The organism is Niallia circulans (assembly GCF_003726095.1).
GTDB lineage: Bacteria > Bacillota > Bacilli > Bacillales > Cytobacillaceae > Niallia > Niallia circulans_A.
Genome location: NZ_CP026031.1, coordinates 4,015,684 through 4,034,693, shown reverse-complemented (window position 1 = coordinate 4,034,693; position 19,010 = coordinate 4,015,684). Strand labels below are relative to the sequence as shown.

General features: G+C 44.9%; 9 protein-coding genes, 9 tRNA genes and 5 rRNA genes. All 23 read right to left on the bottom strand.

All coding sequences use genetic code 11. The annotated features are described in order from the left end of the window. Positions 1–41: 41 nt before the first annotated feature. A 23S ribosomal RNA gene (locus tag C2I06_RS19295) occupies positions 42–2,976 on the bottom strand. 478 nt (positions 2,977–3,454) lie between these two features. Continuing rightward, positions 3,455–5,002 (bottom strand): 16S ribosomal RNA (locus C2I06_RS19290). 180 nt (positions 5,003–5,182) lie between these two features. Beyond that, positions 5,183–5,258, bottom strand: a tRNA-Ala gene (locus tag C2I06_RS19285). Positions 5,259–5,273: 15 nt separating this feature from the next. Beyond that, positions 5,274–5,349: transfer RNA gene (locus tag C2I06_RS19280), tRNA-Pro, on the bottom strand. A gap of 8 nt (positions 5,350–5,357) precedes the next feature. Then, positions 5,358–5,434, bottom strand: a tRNA-Arg gene (locus tag C2I06_RS19275). An 18-nt stretch (positions 5,435–5,452) separates the two neighbouring features. After that, a tRNA-Leu gene (locus C2I06_RS19270) sits at positions 5,453–5,541 on the bottom strand. A 9-nt stretch (positions 5,542–5,550) separates the two neighbouring features. Further along, a tRNA-Gly gene (locus C2I06_RS19265) sits at positions 5,551–5,625 on the bottom strand. 22 nt (positions 5,626–5,647) lie between these two features. Continuing rightward, a tRNA-Leu gene (locus C2I06_RS19260) sits at positions 5,648–5,732 on the bottom strand. Positions 5,733–5,746: 14 nt separating this feature from the next. After that, positions 5,747–5,819 (bottom strand) — tRNA-Lys (locus C2I06_RS19255). Between the two features lie 6 nt (positions 5,820–5,825). Continuing rightward, a tRNA-Thr gene (locus C2I06_RS19250) sits at positions 5,826–5,901 on the bottom strand. A gap of 25 nt (positions 5,902–5,926) precedes the next feature. Then, positions 5,927–6,002, bottom strand: a tRNA-Val gene (locus tag C2I06_RS19245). A gap of 9 nt (positions 6,003–6,011) precedes the next feature. Next, positions 6,012–6,127: ribosomal RNA gene (gene rrf / locus C2I06_RS19240) — 5S ribosomal RNA — on the bottom strand. 90 nt (positions 6,128–6,217) lie between these two features. Next, positions 6,218–9,152, bottom strand: a 23S ribosomal RNA gene (locus C2I06_RS19235). Between the two features lie 336 nt (positions 9,153–9,488). Then, positions 9,489–11,036: ribosomal RNA gene (locus tag C2I06_RS19230) — 16S ribosomal RNA — on the bottom strand. Together the 16S, 23S and 5S rRNA genes with 9 tRNA genes alongside form the textbook arrangement of a ribosomal RNA operon. 452 nt (positions 11,037–11,488) lie before the next feature. Further along, complete coding sequence (lysS, locus tag C2I06_RS19225) at positions 11,489–12,979, bottom strand: lysine--tRNA ligase (protein WP_095333921.1); 1,491 nt, start codon at positions 12,977–12,979, stop codon at positions 11,489–11,491. A 189-nt stretch (positions 12,980–13,168) separates the two neighbouring features. Beyond that, positions 13,169–14,170 (bottom strand): tRNA dihydrouridine synthase DusB, encoded by a 1,002-nt coding sequence (gene dusB / locus C2I06_RS19220; RefSeq protein ID WP_095333923.1) that lies wholly within the window; start codon positions 14,168–14,170, stop codon positions 13,169–13,171. A 26-nt stretch (positions 14,171–14,196) separates the two neighbouring features. After that, complete coding sequence (locus C2I06_RS19215) at positions 14,197–14,412, bottom strand: helix-turn-helix domain-containing protein (protein WP_095333925.1); 216 nt, start codon at positions 14,410–14,412, stop codon at positions 14,197–14,199. Next, positions 14,361–14,888, bottom strand: coding sequence for a 2-amino-4-hydroxy-6-hydroxymethyldihydropteridine diphosphokinase (folK, locus tag C2I06_RS19210; RefSeq protein WP_095333927.1), 528 nt, complete (start codon positions 14,886–14,888; stop codon positions 14,361–14,363). Before folK ends, C2I06_RS19215 begins: the two co-directional genes overlap by 52 nt. Then, positions 14,885–15,250, bottom strand: a complete 366-nt coding sequence (folB, locus tag C2I06_RS19205; RefSeq protein WP_095333929.1) for a dihydroneopterin aldolase — start codon at positions 15,248–15,250, stop codon at positions 14,885–14,887. The genes folK and folB overlap by 4 nt, the downstream gene beginning before the upstream one ends. Beyond that, positions 15,243–16,076 carry a dihydropteroate synthase gene (gene folP / locus C2I06_RS19200; RefSeq protein ID WP_095333931.1) on the bottom strand — a complete coding sequence of 278 codons (834 nt, stop codon included), beginning with the start codon at positions 16,074–16,076 and terminating at the stop codon, positions 15,243–15,245. Before folP ends, folB begins: the two co-directional genes overlap by 8 nt. Then, a complete protein-coding gene (gene pabC / locus C2I06_RS19195) occupies positions 16,070–16,945 on the bottom strand; it encodes an aminodeoxychorismate lyase (protein ID WP_123258670.1) in 876 nt (291 codons plus the stop codon). Before pabC ends, folP begins: the two co-directional genes overlap by 7 nt. A gap of 3 nt (positions 16,946–16,948) precedes the next feature. Continuing rightward, entirely contained in the window at positions 16,949–17,530 is a 582-nt protein-coding gene (gene pabA / locus C2I06_RS19190; RefSeq protein WP_095333935.1) for an aminodeoxychorismate/anthranilate synthase component II, read from the bottom strand. Further along, positions 17,527–18,939 (bottom strand): anthranilate synthase component I family protein, encoded by a 1,413-nt coding sequence (locus C2I06_RS19185; protein WP_095333937.1) that lies wholly within the window; start codon positions 18,937–18,939, stop codon positions 17,527–17,529. The genes pabA and C2I06_RS19185 overlap by 4 nt, the downstream gene beginning before the upstream one ends. Positions 18,940–19,010 lie beyond the last annotated feature (71 nt).

Here is a 19,010-nt window from a genome sequence, read left to right as displayed (position 1 = left end):
CCAGCTCCAACGCCGATAAACAGGCGTTTCCGCTTTTCATTTTAGTTAAGTCCTCGATCTATTAGTATCAGTCAGCTCCACATGTCGCCACGCTTCCACCTCTGACCTATCAACCTGATCATCTTTCAGGGATCTTACTAGCTTGCGCTATGGGAAATCTCATCTTGAGGGGGGCTTCATGCTTAGATGCTTTCAGCACTTATCCCTTCCGCACATAGCTACCCAGCGATGCCTTTGGCAAGACAACTGGTACACCAGCGGTGCGTCCATCCCGGTCCTCTCGTACTAAGGACAGCTCCTCTCAAATTTCCTACGCCCACGACAGATAGGGACCGAACTGTCTCACGACGTTCTGAACCCAGCTCGCGTACCGCTTTAATGGGCGAACAGCCCAACCCTTGGGACCGACTACAGCCCCAGGATGCGATGAGCCGACATCGAGGTGCCAAACCTCCCCGTCGATGTGGACTCTTGGGGGAGATAAGCCTGTTATCCCCGGGGTAGCTTTTATCCGTTGAGCGATGGCCCTTCCATGCGGAACCACCGGATCACTAAGCCCGACTTTCGTCCCTGCTCGACTTGTAGGTCTCGCAGTCAAGCTCCCTTGTGCCTTTACACTCTACGAATGATTTCCAACCATTCTGAGGGAACCTTTGGGCGCCTCCGTTACTTTTTAGGAGGCGACCGCCCCAGTCAAACTGCCCACCTGACACTGTCTCCCACCCCGATCAGGGGTGCGGGTTAGAATGTCAATACAGCCAGGGTAGTATCCCACCAATGCCTCCACCGAAGCTAGCGCTCCGGCTTCCAAGGCTCCTACCTATCCTGTACAAGCTGTACCAAAATTCAATATCAGGCTGCAGTAAAGCTCCACGGGGTCTTTCCGTCCTGTCGCGGGTAACCTGCATCTTCACAGGTACTATAATTTCACCGAGTCTCTCGTTGAGACAGTGCCCAGATCGTTACACCTTTCGTGCGGGTCGGAACTTACCCGACAAGGAATTTCGCTACCTTAGGACCGTTATAGTTACGGCCGCCGTTTACTGGGGCTTCAATTCAGAGCTTCGCACTAACGTGCTAACCCCTCCTCTTAACCTTCCAGCACCGGGCAGGTGTCAGCCCCTATACTTCGCCTTGCGGCTTCGCAGAGACCTGTGTTTTTGCTAAACAGTCGCCTGGGCCTATTCACTGCGGCTCTCGCAGGCTTGCACCCGCAAGAGCACCCCTTCTCCCGAAGTTACGGGGTCATTTTGCCGAGTTCCTTAACGAGAGTTCTCTCGCTCACCTTAGGATTCTCTCCTCGCCTACCTGTGTCGGTTTGCGGTACGGGCACCCTAAATCTCGCTAGAGGCTTTTCTTGGCAGTGTGGAATCAGGAACTTCGGTACTATATTTCCCTCGCCGTCACAGCTCCGCTTATGTGGTAATGGGATTTGCCTCATTACCAGCCTAACTGCTTGGACGTGCTAATCCAACAGCACGCTTACCCTATCCTCCTGCGTCCCCCCATTGCTCAAACGATTTAAAGGTGGTACAGGAATATCAACCTGTTGTCCATCGCCTACGCTTTTCAGCCTCGGCTTAGGTCCCGACTAACCCTGAGCGGACGAGCCTTCCTCAGGAAACCTTAGGCATTCGGTGGATGAGATTCTCACTCATCTTTCGCTACTCATACCGGCATTCTCACTTCTAAGCGCTCCACCAGTCCTTACGGTCTAGCTTCAACGCCCTTAGAACGCTCTCCTACCACTGACATCAAAGATGTCAATCCACAGCTTCGGTGATACGTTTAGCCCCGGTACATTTTCGGCGCAGAGTCACTCGACCAGTGAGCTATTACGCACTCTTTAAATGGTGGCTGCTTCTAAGCCAACATCCTGGTTGTCTAAGCAACTCCACATCCTTTTCCACTTAACGTATACTTTGGGACCTTAGCTGGTGGTCTGGGCTGTTTCCCTCTTGACCACGGATCTTATCACTCGTAGTCTGACTCCCAAGAATAAGTATTTGGCATTCGGAGTTTGTCTGAATTCGGTAACCCGATGGGGGCCCCTAGTCCAAACAGTGCTCTACCTCCAATACTCTAAATCTTGAGGCTAGCCCTAAAGCTATTTCGGAGAGAACCAGCTATCTCCAAGTTCGATTGGAATTTCTCCGCTACCCACACCTCATCCCCGCACTTTTCAACGTGCGTGGGTTCGGGCCTCCATCCAGTGTTACCTGGACTTCACCCTGGACATGGGTAGATCACCTGGTTTCGGGTCTACAACCACATACTATTTCGCCCTATTCAGACTCGCTTTCGCTGCGGCTCCGTCTCTTCAACTTAACCTCGCATGTAATCGTAACTCGCCGGTTCATTCTACAAAAGGCACGCTATCACCCATAAAAGGGCTCTAACTACTTGTAGGCACACGGTTTCAGGATCTATTTCACTCCCCTTCCGGGGTGCTTTTCACCTTTCCCTCACGGTACTGGTTCACTATCGGTCACTAGGGAGTATTTAGCCTTGGGAGATGGTCCTCCCTGCTTCCGACGGGATTTCTCGTGTCCCGCCGTACTCAGGATACACTCAAGAGGGAACGAAGTTTCGACTACAGGGTTTTTACCTTCTACGACTGACCTTTCCAGATCGATTCGTCTACCCCGTTCCTTTGTAACTCCATATAGAGTGTCCTACAACCCAAGAGGCAAGCCTCTTGGTTTGGGCTAATCCCGTTTCGCTCGCCGCTACTCAGGGAATCGCGTTTGCTTTCTCTTCCTCCGGGTACTTAGATGTTTCAGTTCCCCGGGTCTGCCTTCAGTACCCTATGTATTCAGGTAAAGATTCTATCCCATTACGGATAGAGGGTTTCCCCATTCGGAAATCTCTGGATCAAAGCTTACTTACAGCTCCCCAAAGCATATCGGTGTTAATCCCGTCCTTCATCGGCTCCTAGTGCCAAGGCATCCACCGTGCGCCCTTTCTAACTTAACTTAGTTTCGACCAAAGATAAGCGGCGTATCTCTTCGTCAGCTTCTTCACTCTGCTCCTCACGTACTGTCGTACGCTCTGGTGCTCGTTCGGTCGCTTCCTTGACCTACTTGCTTCTCTTTGCTCTCCAATCTTTGAAGGAGTATTCGTTTAATACGACTACTTTCCAAAGAAGTAATTCTCTAAAATAGAGAATCTAAGATGGCGATTACTCGGTTTCTTTCTTGGTTCTTACTATTCATAATCTAGTTTTCAAGGAACAATTTCGGCTAAAGATAAACTTCGCATCTCTTCGTCAGCTTCTTCGCTCTGCTCCTCACGTACTGTCGTACGCTCCGGTGCTCGCGCATTCGCTTCCTTGATCTACTTGTTTCTCTTTACCCTCAAACTTATTACTGTTTTGAGGAATTAATTGCTCCCTCAAAACTGAACAACAAATCGTCAACAATCTTTGATGGAATGTAAATTCCATTTTCCTTAGAAAGGAGGTGATCCAGCCGCACCTTCCGATACGGCTACCTTGTTACGACTTCACCCCAATCATCTATCCCACCTTAGGCGGCTGGCTCCAAAAGGTTACCCCACCGACTTCGGGTGTTACAAACTCTCGTGGTGTGACGGGCGGTGTGTACAAGGCCCGGGAACGTATTCACCGCGGCATGCTGATCCGCGATTACTAGCGATTCCAGCTTCATGTAGGCGAGTTGCAGCCTACAATCCGAACTGAGAATGGTTTTATGGGATTTGCTCGACCTCGCGGTTTTGCTGCCCTTTGTACCATCCATTGTAGCACGTGTGTAGCCCAGGTCATAAGGGGCATGATGATTTGACGTCATCCCCACCTTCCTCCGGTTTGTCACCGGCAGTCACCTTAGAGTGCCCAACTGAATGCTGGCAACTAAGATCAAGGGTTGCGCTCGTTGCGGGACTTAACCCAACATCTCACGACACGAGCTGACGACAACCATGCACCACCTGTCACTCTGTCCCCCGAAGGGGAACGTCCTATCTCTAGGAGTGTCAGAGGATGTCAAGACCTGGTAAGGTTCTTCGCGTTGCTTCGAATTAAACCACATGCTCCACCGCTTGTGCGGGCCCCCGTCAATTCCTTTGAGTTTCAGCCTTGCGGCCGTACTCCCCAGGCGGAGTGCTTAATGCGTTTGCTGCAGCACTAAAGGGCGGAAACCCTCTAACACTTAGCACTCATCGTTTACGGCGTGGACTACCAGGGTATCTAATCCTGTTTGCTCCCCACGCTTTCGCGCCTCAGCGTCAGTTACAGACCAAAGAGTCGCCTTCGCCACTGGTGTTCCTCCACATCTCTACGCATTTCACCGCTACACGTGGAATTCCACTCTTCTCTTCTGCACTCAAGTCCCCCAGTTTCCAATGACCCTCCACGGTTGAGCCGTGGGCTTTCACATCAGACTTAAAGGACCGCCTGCGCGCGCTTTACGCCCAATAATTCCGGACAACGCTTGCCACCTACGTATTACCGCGGCTGCTGGCACGTAGTTAGCCGTGGCTTTCTGGTTAGGTACCGTCAAGGTACAAGCAGTTACTCTTGTACTTGTTCTTCCCTAACAACAGAGTTTTACGATCCGAAAACCTTCATCACTCACGCGGCGTTGCTCCGTCAGACTTTCGTCCATTGCGGAAGATTCCCTACTGCTGCCTCCCGTAGGAGTCTGGGCCGTGTCTCAGTCCCAGTGTGGCCGATCACCCTCTCAGGTCGGCTACGCATCGTCGCCTTGGTGAGCCGTTACCTCACCAACTAGCTAATGCGCCGCGGGCCCATCTGTAAGTGACAGCGTAAACCGTCTTTCAGCTTTTCCTCATGAGAGGAAAAGGATTATCCGGTATTAGCTCCGGTTTCCCGAAGTTATCCCAGTCTTACAGGCAGGTTGCCCACGTGTTACTCACCCGTCCGCCGCTAACTTTAAAAGCAAGCTTTTAAAGTCCGCTCGACTTGCATGTATTAGGCACGCCGCCAGCGTTCGTCCTGAGCCAGGATCAAACTCTCCAATAAAGAGTTGATTAGCTCATTGCTAAACTCTAGCTTTTTGTTACTTTTTGTTCTATAACGCTAGTTATAAAACGATTATTGTTGACGTTTGTTTGTTCAGTTTTCAAAGAGCAATTTATTGTTGCTATCAGAAGCAACTTTTATATAATAACAGTTATATATCAAACCGTCAATATATTTTTTTGGTGGAGCCTAGCGGGATCGAACCGCTGACCTCCTGCGTGCAAGGCAGGCGCTCTCCCAGCTGAGCTAAGGCCCCGTATAATGAGAATAATGGTCGGGAAGACAGGATTCGAACCTGCGACCCTTGGTCCCAAACCAAGTGCTCTACCAAGCTGAGCTACTTCCCGAAATATAATGGCGCGCCCGAAAGGAGTCGAACCCATAACCTTCTGATCCGTAGTCAGACGCTCTATCCAATTGAGCTACGGGCGCATTTATATAAAAAAACAATGGTGCCGAGGACCGGAATCGAACCGGTACGGTAGTCACCTACCGCAGGATTTTAAGTCCTGTGCGTCTGCCAGTTCCGCCACCCCGGCATTGTTTTATGGAGCGGAAGACGGGATTCGAACCCGCGACCCCCACCTTGGCAAGGTGGTGTTCTACCACTGAACTACTTCCGCATGTATTTAATTGATAATAAATTGGTGCGGGTGAAGGGAGTCGAACCCCCACGCCTTGCGGCGCTAGATCCTAAGTCTAGTGCGTCTGCCAATTCCGCCACACCCGCAGACAAAAATAAGATGAGCCATGGAGGATTCGAACCTCCGACCCTCTGATTAAAAGTCAGATGCTCTACCAACTGAGCTAATGGCTCATAAAATGGTGCCGGCTAGAGGACTTGAACCCCCAACCTACTGATTACAAGTCAGTTGCTCTACCAATTGAGCTAAACCGGCGTAATATAGTTTGTCCAATAATAAATGGTGGAGGATGACGGGATCGAACCGCCGACCCTCTGCTTGTAAGGCAGATGCTCTCCCAGCTGAGCTAATCCTCCATATATAATGCCTGGCGACGTCCTACTCTCACAGGGGAGAACCCCCAACTACCATCGGCGCTGAGAAGCTTAACTTCCGTGTTCGGTATGGGAACGGGTGTGACCTTCTCGCTATCGCCACCAGACTATTTAATTTTTGAGGTTATTCCCTCAAAACTAGATTATGAAGTAAAAGAAAGAACAAGTAATCTTTCTTAGCTTACGCTAAGATTATTTTAGTTAAGTCCTCGATCTATTAGTATCAGTCAGCTCCACATGTCGCCACGCTTCCACCTCTAACCTATCAACCTGATCATCTTTCAGGGATCTTACTAGCTTACGCTATGGGAAATCTCATCTTGAGGGGGCTTCATGCTTAGATGCTTTCAGCACTTATCCCTTCCGCACATAGCTACCCAGCGATGCCTTTGGCAAGACAACTGGTACACCAGCGGTGCGTCCATCCCGGTCCTCTCGTACTAAGGACAGCTCCTCTCAAATTTCCTACGCCCACGACGGATAGGGACCGAACTGTCTCACGACGTTCTGAACCCAGCTCGCGTACCGCTTTAATGGGCGAACAGCCCAACCCTTGGGACCGACTACAGCCCCAGGATGCGATGAGCCGACATCGAGGTGCCAAACCTCCCCGTCGATGTGGACTCTTGGGGGAGATAAGCCTGTTATCCCCGGGGTAGCTTTTATCCGTTGAGCGATGGCCCTTCCATGCGGAACCACCGGATCACTAAGCCCGACTTTCGTCCCTGCTCGACTTGTAGGTCTCGCAGTCAAGCTCCCTTGTGCCTTTACACTCTACGAATGATTTCCAACCATTCTGAGGGAACCTTTGGGCGCCTCCGTTACTTTTTAGGAGGCGACCGCCCCAGTCAAACTGCCCACCTGACACTGTCTCCCACCCCGATCAGGGGTGCGGGTTAGAATGTCAATACAGCCAGGGTAGTATCCCACCAATGCCTCCACCGAAGCTAGCGCTCCGGCTTCCAAGGCTCCTACCTATCCTGTACAAGCTGTACCAAAATTCAATATCAGGCTGCAGTAAAGCTCCACGGGGTCTTTCCGTCCTGTCGCGGGTAACCTGCATCTTCACAGGTACTATAATTTCACCGAGTCTCTCGTTGAGACAGTGCCCAGATCGTTACACCTTTCGTGCGGGTCGGAACTTACCCGACAAGGAATTTCGCTACCTTAGGACCGTTATAGTTACGGCCGCCGTTTACTGGGGCTTCAATTCAGAGCTTCGCACTAACGTGCTAACCCCTCCTCTTAACCTTCCAGCACCGGGCAGGTGTCAGCCCCTATACTTCGCCTTGCGGCTTCGCAGAGACCTGTGTTTTTGCTAAACAGTCGCCTGGGCCTATTCACTGCGGCTCTCGCAGGCTTGCACCCGCAAGAGCACCCCTTCTCCCGAAGTTACGGGGTCATTTTGCCGAGTTCCTTAACGAGAGTTCTCTCGCTCACCTTAGGATTCTCTCCTCGCCTACCTGTGTCGGTTTGCGGTACGGGCACCCTAAATCTCGCTAGAGGCTTTTCTTGGCAGTGTGGAATCAGGAACTTCGGTACTATATTTCCCTCGCCGTCACAGCTCCGCTTATGTGGTAATGGGATTTGCCTCATTACCAGCCTAACTGCTTGGACGTGCTAATCCAACAGCACGCTTACCCTATCCTCCTGCGTCCCCCCATTGCTCAAACGATTTAAAGGTGGTACAGGAATATCAACCTGTTGTCCATCGCCTACGCTTTTCAGCCTCGGCTTAGGTCCCGACTAACCCTGAGCGGACGAGCCTTCCTCAGGAAACCTTAGGCATTCGGTGGATGAGATTCTCACTCATCTTTCGCTACTCATACCGGCATTCTCACTTCTAAGCGCTCCACCAGTCCTTACGGTCTAGCTTCAACGCCCTTAGAACGCTCTCCTACCACTGACATCAAAGATGTCAATCCACAGCTTCGGTGATACGTTTAGCCCCGGTACATTTTCGGCGCAGAGTCACTCGACCAGTGAGCTATTACGCACTCTTTAAATGGTGGCTGCTTCTAAGCCAACATCCTGGTTGTCTAAGCAACTTCACATCCTTTTCCACTTAACGTATACTTTGGGACCTTAGCTGGTGGTCTGGGCTGTTTCCCTCTTGACCACGGATCTTATCACTCGTAGTCTGACTCCCAAGAATAAGTATTTGGCATTCGGAGTTTGTCTGAATTCGGTAACCCGATGGGGGCCCCTAGTCCAAACAGTGCTCTACCTCCAATACTCTAAATCTTGAGGCTAGCCCTAAAGCTATTTCGGAGAGAACCAGCTATCTCCAAGTTCGATTGGAATTTCTCCGCTACCCACACCTCATCCCCGCACTTTTCAACGTGCGTGGGTTCGGGCCTCCATCCAGTGTTACCTGGACTTCACCCTGGACATGGGTAGATCACCTGGTTTCGGGTCTACAACCACATACTATTTCGCCCTATTCAGACTCGCTTTCGCTGCGGCTCCGTCTCTTCAACTTAACCTCGCATGTAATCGTAACTCGCCGGTTCATTCTACAAAAGGCACGCTATCACCCATAAAAGGGCTCTAACTACTTGTAGGCACACGGTTTCAGGATCTATTTCACTCCCCTTCCGGGGTGCTTTTCACCTTTCCCTCACGGTACTGGTTCACTATCGGTCACTAGGGAGTATTTAGCCTTGGGAGATGGTCCTCCCTGCTTCCGACGGGATTTCTCGTGTCCCGCCGTACTCAGGATACACTCAAGAGGGAACGAAGTTTCGACTACAGGGTTTTTACCTTCTACGACTGACCTTTCCAGATCGATTCGTCTACCCCGTTCCTTTGTAACTCCATATAGAGTGTCCTACAACCCCAAGAGGCAAGCCTCTTGGTTTGGGCTAATCCCGTTTCGCTCGCCGCTACTCAGGGAATCGCGTTTGCTTTCTCTTCCTCCGGGTACTTAGATGTTTCAGTTCCCCGGGTCTGCCTTCAGTACCCTATGTATTCAGGTAAAGATTCTATCCCATTACGGATAGAGGGTTTCCCCATTCGGAAATCTCTGGATCAAAGCTTACTTACAGCTCCCCAAAGCATATCGGTGTTAATCCCGTCCTTCATCGGCTCCTAGTGCCAAGGCATCCACCGTGCGCCCTTTCTAACTTAACTAATTGGCTTAAAGCCTTAGTTTTTTTAATTCTACTATTTAAAATAGAGAATCTAAGATGGCGATTACTCGGTTTCTTTCTTGGTTCTTACTATTCATAATCTAGTTTTCAAGGAACAATTTCGGCTAAAGATAAACTTCGCATCTCTTCGTCAGCTTCTTCGCTCTGCTCCTCACGTACTGTCGTACGCTCCGGTGCTCGCGCATTCGCTTCCTTGATCTACTTGTTTCTCTTTACCCTCAAACTTATTACTGTTTTGAGGAATTAATTGCTCCCTCAAAACTGAACAACAAATCGTCAACAATCTTTGATGGAATGTAAATTCCATTTTCCTTAGAAAGGAGGTGATCCAGCCGCACCTTCCGATACGGCTACCTTGTTACGACTTCACCCCAATCATCTATCCCACCTTAGGCGGCTGGCTCCAAAAGGTTACCCCACCGACTTCGGGTGTTACAAACTCTCGTGGTGTGACGGGCGGTGTGTACAAGGCCCGGGAACGTATTCACCGCGGCATGCTGATCCGCGATTACTAGCGATTCCAGCTTCATGTAGGCGAGTTGCAGCCTACAATCCGAACTGAGAATGGTTTTATGGGATTTGCTCGACCTCGCGGTTTTGCTGCCCTTTGTACCATCCATTGTAGCACGTGTGTAGCCCAGGTCATAAGGGGCATGATGATTTGACGTCATCCCCACCTTCCTCCGGTTTGTCACCGGCAGTCACCTTAGAGTGCCCAACTGAATGCTGGCAACTAAGATCAAGGGTTGCGCTCGTTGCGGGACTTAACCCAACATCTCACGACACGAGCTGACGACAACCATGCACCACCTGTCACTCTGTCCCCCGAAGGGGAACGTCCTATCTCTAGGAGTGTCAGAGGATGTCAAGACCTGGTAAGGTTCTTCGCGTTGCTTCGAATTAAACCACATGCTCCACCGCTTGTGCGGGCCCCCGTCAATTCCTTTGAGTTTCAGCCTTGCGGCCGTACTCCCCAGGCGGAGTGCTTAATGCGTTTGCTGCAGCACTAAAGGGCGGAAACCCTCTAACACTTAGCACTCATCGTTTACGGCGTGGACTACCAGGGTATCTAATCCTGTTTGCTCCCCACGCTTTCGCGCCTCAGCGTCAGTTACAGACCAAAGAGTCGCCTTCGCCACTGGTGTTCCTCCACATCTCTACGCATTTCACCGCTACACGTGGAATTCCACTCTTCTCTTCTGCACTCAAGTCCCCCAGTTTCCAATGACCCTCCACGGTTGAGCCGTGGGCTTTCACATCAGACTTAAAGGACCGCCTGCGCGCGCTTTACGCCCAATAATTCCGGACAACGCTTGCCACCTACGTATTACCGCGGCTGCTGGCACGTAGTTAGCCGTGGCTTTCTGGTTAGGTACCGTCAAGGTACAAGCAGTTACTCTTGTACTTGTTCTTCCCTAACAACAGAGTTTTACGATCCGAAAACCTTCATCACTCACGCGGCGTTGCTCCGTCAGACTTTCGTCCATTGCGGAAGATTCCCTACTGCTGCCTCCCGTAGGAGTCTGGGCCGTGTCTCAGTCCCAGTGTGGCCGATCACCCTCTCAGGTCGGCTACGCATCGTCGCCTTGGTGAGCCGTTACCTCACCAACTAGCTAATGCGCCGCGGGCCCATCTGTAAGTGACAGCGTAAACCGTCTTTCAGCTTTTCCTCATGAGAGGAAAAGGATTATCCGGTATTAGCTCCGGTTTCCCGAAGTTATCCCAGTCTTACAGGCAGGTTGCCCACGTGTTACTCACCCGTCCGCCGCTAACTTTAAAAGCAAGCTTTTAAAGTCCGCTCGACTTGCATGTATTAGGCACGCCGCCAGCGTTCGTCCTGAGCCAGGATCAAACTCTCCAATAAAGAGTTGATTAGCTCATTGCTAAACTCTAGCTTTTTGTTACTTTTTGTTCTATAACGCTAGTTATAAAACGATTATTGTTGACGTTTGTTTGTTCAGTTTTCAAAGAGCAAGTTTATCGTCGTCATCGGCGACTTTTTAATATTACCAGAAGTCGTTTTCGATGTCAACACTTTTTTGAATTTCTTTTTTGTTTCATCGTCACTTATTTCAGCAACGAATATTAATATACCACCGTTTAACTCTCTATGCAACTACTTTTTAAAAGAAAAAATATTCTTATTATTCACCTGCGTATTCTCTCTTTATTTAGATAATATAATAAGGGATAAATAGGTTTTTCAGATAACCTTATACTATTATGCTTATCCCTTTACTACCTCTTCTATATAGTTCTATAACAACCATTACTATTATAAAAAATAAGACACCTTCAAAAGGTGTCTTATCCTACTTAGCGATGTCTCATTAACGGGAATAATAATACATCTCTAATGGAAGGAGAATTTGTTAACAGCATTACTAGTCGGTCAATACCAATACCTAATCCACCTGTTGGAGGCATACCATATTCTAATGCTTCTACAAAATCCTCATCCATTAAGTGTGCTTCATCATTTCCTTGTTCACGCTCTTTTAATTGTGCTTCAAATCTTTCACGTTGATCGATAGGATCATTTAATTCAGTGAAGGCATTTGCGTGCTCTCTTCCTACTATGAATAGTTCAAAACGATCTGTAAAACGAGGATCTTCCTCATTTTTCTTCGCTAATGGCGAAATCTCTAAAGGATGACCATAAATGAAAGTAGGTTGAATTAATTTTTCTTCTACTCTTTGCTCAAAAAACTCATTAACAATATGGCCATACGTCATATTATCATTAATTTCAATATCATTTTCTTTCGCTAATCTTCTAGCCTCTTCTACAGTCATTTTTGGCCAGAAGTCTACTCCTGTGTATTCCTTAATTGCATCTACCATATGAAGTCTTGTCCATTCTGGTTTTAAATCAACTTGGTAGTCTCCATATGTCACAGTTGTAGAACCATGGATTTCTTGTGCAATATGAGCAACTAAGTTTTCTGTAAGACTCATAATATCACGATAATCAGCATAAGCTTCGTAAAGTTCGATCATCGTAAATTCTGGATTATGCCTTGTTGATACTCCTTCATTACGGAATACGCGGCCAATTTCGTATACTTTTTCTAATCCACCAACTATCAATCTTTTTAAATGAAGCTCAATAGCGATACGCATATATAAAGGCATGTCTAACGCGTTATGATGTGTAATAAACGGGCGTGCAGAAGCTCCCCCTGCAATAGAATGCATCATTGGCGTTTCTACTTCTAAATAGCCATTGCTATCTAAATAACGGCGCATAGATTGAATGATCTTACTGCGCAGAATAAAGGTATTCTTACTTTCTTCACTTGAAATTAAGTCTAAGTAACGTTGGCGATAACGTTGCTCAATATCTTTCAAACCATGGAATTTATCAGGTAAAGGACGAAGAGCCTTTGTAAGTAAAGTAAAATCTTGAACTTTAACCGAAAGCTCCCCTACGTTTGTTTTAAATAAAACACCCTCAACACCAACAATATCTCCTAAATCGACAGAGTTAAAAATTGCATATTGCTCTTCCCCTACATTATCTTTACGGACATACAGTTGAATTTGTCCTTCAAGATCTTGAATATGAGCAAATCCAGCTTTCCCTTTTCCTCTTTTTGTCATTACTCTTCCAGCAATAGAAACAGAGATATTCTTTTCCTCTAGTTCTTCTTTCTCTAGGGATTCATATTGTTTTTTTAAAGCTTCAGATAAATGAGTTCTATCAAAACGTTTACCAAACGGATCTATTCCTTGTTCACGCAACTCATTCATTTTGTTACGTCTAACTAGTAATTGGTCATTTAAGTTTAATTCTTCATGACTCATGCTTAATCATCTCCAACATCTTTTTATGTATGATCACCTAAAAAAGGAATCGTTCAATTTATACATACTTTATTATTCTACACAATGTCACGATTACAGACACTAAAAAAGAAAAAAAACTGTCAGATTTTTGTCCAACAGCTTTATTTTTACACATATTACAGGAAATTTAAACAGTTACGTTTAAAATTAACCTACTTCGATCCCAGATTGTTCTCTTGCTTCTACTTCCAAGACCAACGCATTCAAGATCGTTACTAATTGTTCCCTAGTCTCACATTCATTAATAGCACTTCTTGTTTTTGCATTTCCTTTAATGCCTTTCAAATACCAAGCAGCATGTTTTCGCATTTCTCTAACGGCTACATACTCCCCTTTTAAATGGATTAACCGATCTAAGTGCAATATGCATACATCCATCTTTTCTCGAACCGATGGGTCACTAACTAACTCACCCGTTTCTAAATACTTAACCGTACTATAAATCATCCACGGATTTCCAAGCGCCGCTCTGCCAATCATAACACCATCACACCCAGTTTCATCTAACATTCTTTTCGCATCTTGGGGTGTATTTACATCTCCATTCCCCATTAAAGGAATATTGATCGCTTGTTTTACTTCACGAATAATATCCCAGTTTGCAGTTCCCTCATATAGCTGAACACGAGTTCGGCCATGCAGGGCAACTGCCGCTCCACCTGCGCGTTCAACCGCTTGAGCATTTCTTACTGCATATATATGGTCTTCATCCCAGCCCATACGCATTTTAACCGTTACAGGTTTACGAACATTGTCTACAACAGCAGAGACCATATCATAAATTTTATCCGGGTCTAACAACCACTTAGCTCCTGCATCACATTTTGTAATTTTAGGTACCGGACATCCCATGTTAATATCGATAATATCTGCATTGGTATTCTGATCAACAAATTGCGCCGCTTCTACTAACGTTTCCTTTTCTCCGCCGAAAATCTGTAAACTCATTGGATTTTCACGCTCATCAATATAGAGCATGTTCATTGTTTTCTTGTTTTTCAAAACAATCCCTTTATCACTAATCATTTCCGCACAAACTAGACCCGCTCCAAATTCCTTCACTGTTAGACGAAAAGCAGAATTTGAAATACCAGCCATTGGCGCAAGTACAACACGGTTACTAATTTCAACATTTCCTATTTTAAACAATCTTTTACCTCCCTAACGAACCGTGCTCATTTATTTTGATGTGGATCTAACTCTTCTCTCGTTATCTTTAGCACACCTACAATAGAATCGATCATTTCTTCTGAAGGCATCCGATTCCCTCGCTCAATCTCCCCTAAAATAGAAACAGAAACAAGTAACTCTTTTGCTAAACCTTCCTGTGTATATCCTTTTAGCTTTCGAAAAGCGCGAATACGTCTTCCCCATTTTTCTGTTGTTTCCATACCCTTACTCCTTCTCTATCTCGCAAAAGTTGCAAACTTTCTTTTAAAAGTATTGGTTTATTTGGTAACTTTATGTCTGGAGCAATTTCTATTAACGGCACTAAAACAAATGCTCTTTCTTCTATTCTTGGATGTGGAATAATTAGCTTCTCTGATACTATATTTTCTTGATTATACAATAAAATGTCAAGGTCTATTGTTCTTGGTCCCCATCTGATTATCCTTTTTCTTCCAAGTTCACTTTCAATCTTTTGGCATTGTTCTAATAAAGACAATGGATTTAAGGAAGTTTCAACCTGTATGACAATATTCAAAAATAGTGCTTGCTCCTCATATCCTACTGGATCCGTCTCATAAACAGATGAAATATTTACCACCTTTATCTCTTCCTGATTATGTAGCATTTGTACAGCTTCACGTATATATTCTAACCGATCTCCTATATTGGATCCTAAAGATAAATAAACTTTATTCATTCTTTTCTCTTCCTTGTGATTTCTACCGCAACTGATTTATAATGGCCCGGAATCGGGGGATCTGGCTTAATGATCCGAACAGTTAAACCTTCAATAAGAGAGTAAGATTCCAATAGTTTCTTTGCAATATTCTCTGCTACTGCTTCAATCAATTTATATGGCTCCCCCTCCACAATCTCCTTTACATCTAAGAATAGCTGGCCATAATTAACCGAATACTGTAAGTCATCTGTTGCTCCCGCTTTCGCTAAATCTACATCTACTTGTAAATCCACTATAAAACGCTGACCTAACTTAGTCTCTTCTTTAAACACACCATGGTAACCATAGAATTCCATTTGGTTTAATATTATTTTATCCACTGTATTCGCCCTTTCCCATTAAAGCATCCATCATACGTGCCATTCTTGTCATTTCTTTCACATCATGAACACGAATTAACTGACATCCTTTTTGAATGCCATAGCATATTGTTGCACCTGTTCCTTCTAATCGTTCGCTAACAGGTAAATTTAATACATTGCCAATCAATGATTTCCTCGAGGTTCCCAACAAGACAGGATAGCCCATTTCAACAAGCTTATCTAATCCTCGCATCATGTCCAAATTCCCCTTTAAATCTTTCGCAAATCCAATACCTGGATCAAGAATGATTTTCTCGGTAGAAACTCCTGCTCTTTTTACCATATCAATACTTTCCCGCAAATCAGACACTACATCTTCCAAAAAAGAAGTATAACTTAGATTATCTCTATTATGCATCAAAATAATAGGAGCTTGAAACTCGGCTGCAACCTCAGCCATATTAGGGTCTCTTTTTGCTCCCCATATATCATTGATAATATGAGCACCCGCCTGTAAAGATTGTCTCGCCACTTCTCCTTTATATGTATCAATCGATAAAGGAACATTCACTTCGTTAGCTAATCGTTCAATAATCGGAATAACTCGTTCTAATTCTTCCTCAACTGATATTTCTGTATAACCTGGTCTGGTGGATTCCCCGCCTATATCAATAATATCTGCTCCATCCTCCACCATCTGGACCGCACGCTTAACAGCTCTATCCATTTTGTTATATTTTCCTCCATCAGAAAAAGAATCAGGATTCACATTTAAAATTCCCATGATGATTGTTTTTTGTTCATAGTTTAACGTATATGGGCCACAAACAATTTTATTTACCATTCCTTTATTCCCTCCAACTCTTTTACGGACCATAATTGACTAGTATGTTTTCTATATTCTTTATATAGCATTGTAACAACAGGACCCTCTTTTCCCTTATATTCATACTTATCGATTCTTTTAATCGGGATAATTTCCTGAATGGAATTGGTTGCAAATACCTCTTTGGCACGTGCAAGAATATTTAGTGAAAAAACGCCTTCTTTCACAGCCACCCCATGATCCTGTGCAAGTTTTACAATAAATTGCCTTGTGATGCCATTTAATATTCCTGTCTGCAAGCTAGGAGTATAGAGCTCTCCATCTACAACCCAGAAAATATTAGAGGTAATACCTTCTGCTAAATATCCTTCCTTCGTCAAAAAGATTCCTTCCATAGTCTGCTCTGGCCCAATCTCTCGCTTGGCAAGAATATTATTTAAATAATGATGGGATTTTAAGCGAAAGAATCCCTCTGGTGTATTCCTTGGAACTGTAACTATTTGCCCTGTTTTTTCAACCATATCAACTACCTTTGGAAGAGGTTTTATATACACAATCGTATTTGGTTGTGTATACGTCTCTGTTTGCAGTCCGATCATGCCAATTCCTGCTGAAACATTCCAGCGAATATAGGCATTTTCTATGTTATTTTTACTGAGCAGTGTTTTTATAACGGATACTGCATCTTCTCGCTCAAAAGATTTTTCTATATTCAACTCCGATAACCCATCATTTAATCGTTTAAGATGATCATCTAATAAGAAAGGATGTCCATCATAAATACGCAATGTTTCAAATAAGCCTAAGCCATACATAAATCCATGGTCAAAAACAGAGATAACCGCTTCTTCCTGACGAATTATTTGTCCATTTAAATATATATACATCTTCTACTTAGTTCCTTTTTGATAAAATTGGATAAAATTATGTAAGATTTCCATTCCCGCCTTAGTCATGATAGATTCTGGATGAAACTGAACTCCTTCGACAGGAAGCTCTTTATGTCTAAGCCCCATAACCTCTCCTTCTTTCGTCCAAGCAGAGATCTCTAAACACTTTGGCAATGATTCCTTTTTAACAATCAGTGAATGATAGCGCGTAGCTGGGAAGGGATTAGGTAAACCCTGAAAAATGGTTTGATTATCATGATAAATAAGGGATGTCTTTCCATGCATTAAATTGGCAGCTTTCACAACCTCTCCTCCAAAAACCTGCCCAATTGCTTGATGACCAAGACACACACCAAAAATCGGTATTTCACCAGCAAAGGTACGAATCGCTTCCAAACTAATACCTGCATCATTAGGCGTACATGGTCCAGGAGAAACCATTAAGTACATCGGCTTTTCCCCTCTGATCTCCTCGATAGAAGTCTCATCATTTCTTTTCACTTGCAGTTCCTGCCCTAATGAACCTAAGTATTGAACTAGATTATAGGTGAAGGAATCATAATTATCAATCATATAAATCAATTGCCATCACCTAATTTCTCTTCTGCTAATTCTTTCGCATTCCACAACGCTCTGGCCTTTTTCATCGATTCTTTATATTCATTTGCAGGAATAGAATCAATTACAATTCCCGCACCTGCTTGTACATATGCTTGGTTTTCCTTCACCAACATAGTTCTGATCATAATATTCAATTCTATATCATGGTTAAAACCAATCCATCCTAATGAACCGGTATATGGGCCTCGTCGCACTGGTTCTAGTTCCTCAATAATTTCCATTGTTCTTATCTTTGGCGCACCCGTAATGGTTCCACCAGGAAACATACTATTAATAAGATCATACTCATCTTTATTGTCCGCAAGCTGCCCTTTTACATTGCTCACAATATGCATAACATGAGAATACTTTTCTATTACCATAAATTCGTCTACTTGAACACTTCCGTATGTACATACTCTTCCTAAATCATTTCTTTCAAGGTCTACTAGCATTACATGCTCTGCTCTTTCCTTTTCACTCTCGATTAATTCACGAGCAAGCTCGACATCCTCTGCTTCATCTCTCCCACGGGACCTTGTTCCTGCTATAGGTCTTGTGCTTACTTCCTTTCCTTTCTTTTTAACTAGGAGTTCTGGTGATCCACTAACTAGCTGAAATTCAGGTGTATGAAAATACCCCATATAAGGAGAAGGATTTAAAACTCTTAGCTGCCGGTACACTTCAAGCGCAGACACATGCAGTGGTTTAGCCTGCCGAACAGACAAGTTAACCTGAAACACATCTCCTTCAGAAATATAGTTCTGAATCTTGCGGACAGATTGTTGAAATTCATTGTCCGCCATCGATACTTTTAATCCTACCGATTTCTCTGTATGGCTTTGAACTGTCTCTTCCTTCTCCTCATCCATCCAGCCTTGCGCATAGGTTTCTACTTTATCTTGAATCATCACTAACTGATTTTCTTCGTATAAGGCTGATATCCATAATTTATTTTCTTTATGATCATAAGTAAACCATTCCTCGAATAACAAAAAGAACACATCCGGTATTTCCATATCATCTGTCGTCAGATTGGGGATTTTTTCAATATAACGGATATAATCATAACTAATAAATCCTATCGCTCCTCCTTGGAAATCTGGCAGATCTGGATTAGTCTCTACAACATACTTATTCATCACTTCTTTTATAGAATGGAGGGGATTTCCTTCGATTCGTACAGTTCCTTTTCCGTCTATCACTTCTAAACCATTACTTCGGCCTATCATTTTCACTATAGGTGAAACTCCGCCAATACTATATCTGCCACCACGTCCACTTTCTAACAGAACATAATGGGACTTATCTTCAGCAATGGTTAAAAAGCGCCTAAAAAACTGGTCATATGAAAGAGGAATAGTCTTACTATATACTTTGTAATTTTTCAAACAGACTTCGCTCCTTATATTTTATCTGTTCTCATCATACAAGATGTACAGAGAGAAATACAAAAAAATCA

Bases quoted from the DNA above. Each gene is read 5' to 3' on its own strand.
- folK (WP_095333927.1), bottom strand. From the start codon at position 14,888: ATGAATAAAGTTTATTTATCTTTAGGATCCAATATAGGAGATCGGTTA.
- pabC (WP_123258670.1), bottom strand. From the start codon at position 16,945: ATGTATATATATTTAAATGGACAAATAATTCGTCAGGAAGAAGCGGTT.
- C2I06_RS19215 (WP_095333925.1), bottom strand. From the start codon at position 14,412: ATGGAAACAACAGAAAAATGGGGAAGACGTATTCGCGCTTTTCGAAAG.
- folP (WP_095333931.1), bottom strand. From the start codon at position 16,076: ATGGTAAATAAAATTGTTTGTGGCCCATATACGTTAAACTATGAACAA.
- lysS (WP_095333921.1), bottom strand. From the start codon at position 12,979: ATGAGTCATGAAGAATTAAACTTAAATGACCAATTACTAGTTAGACGT.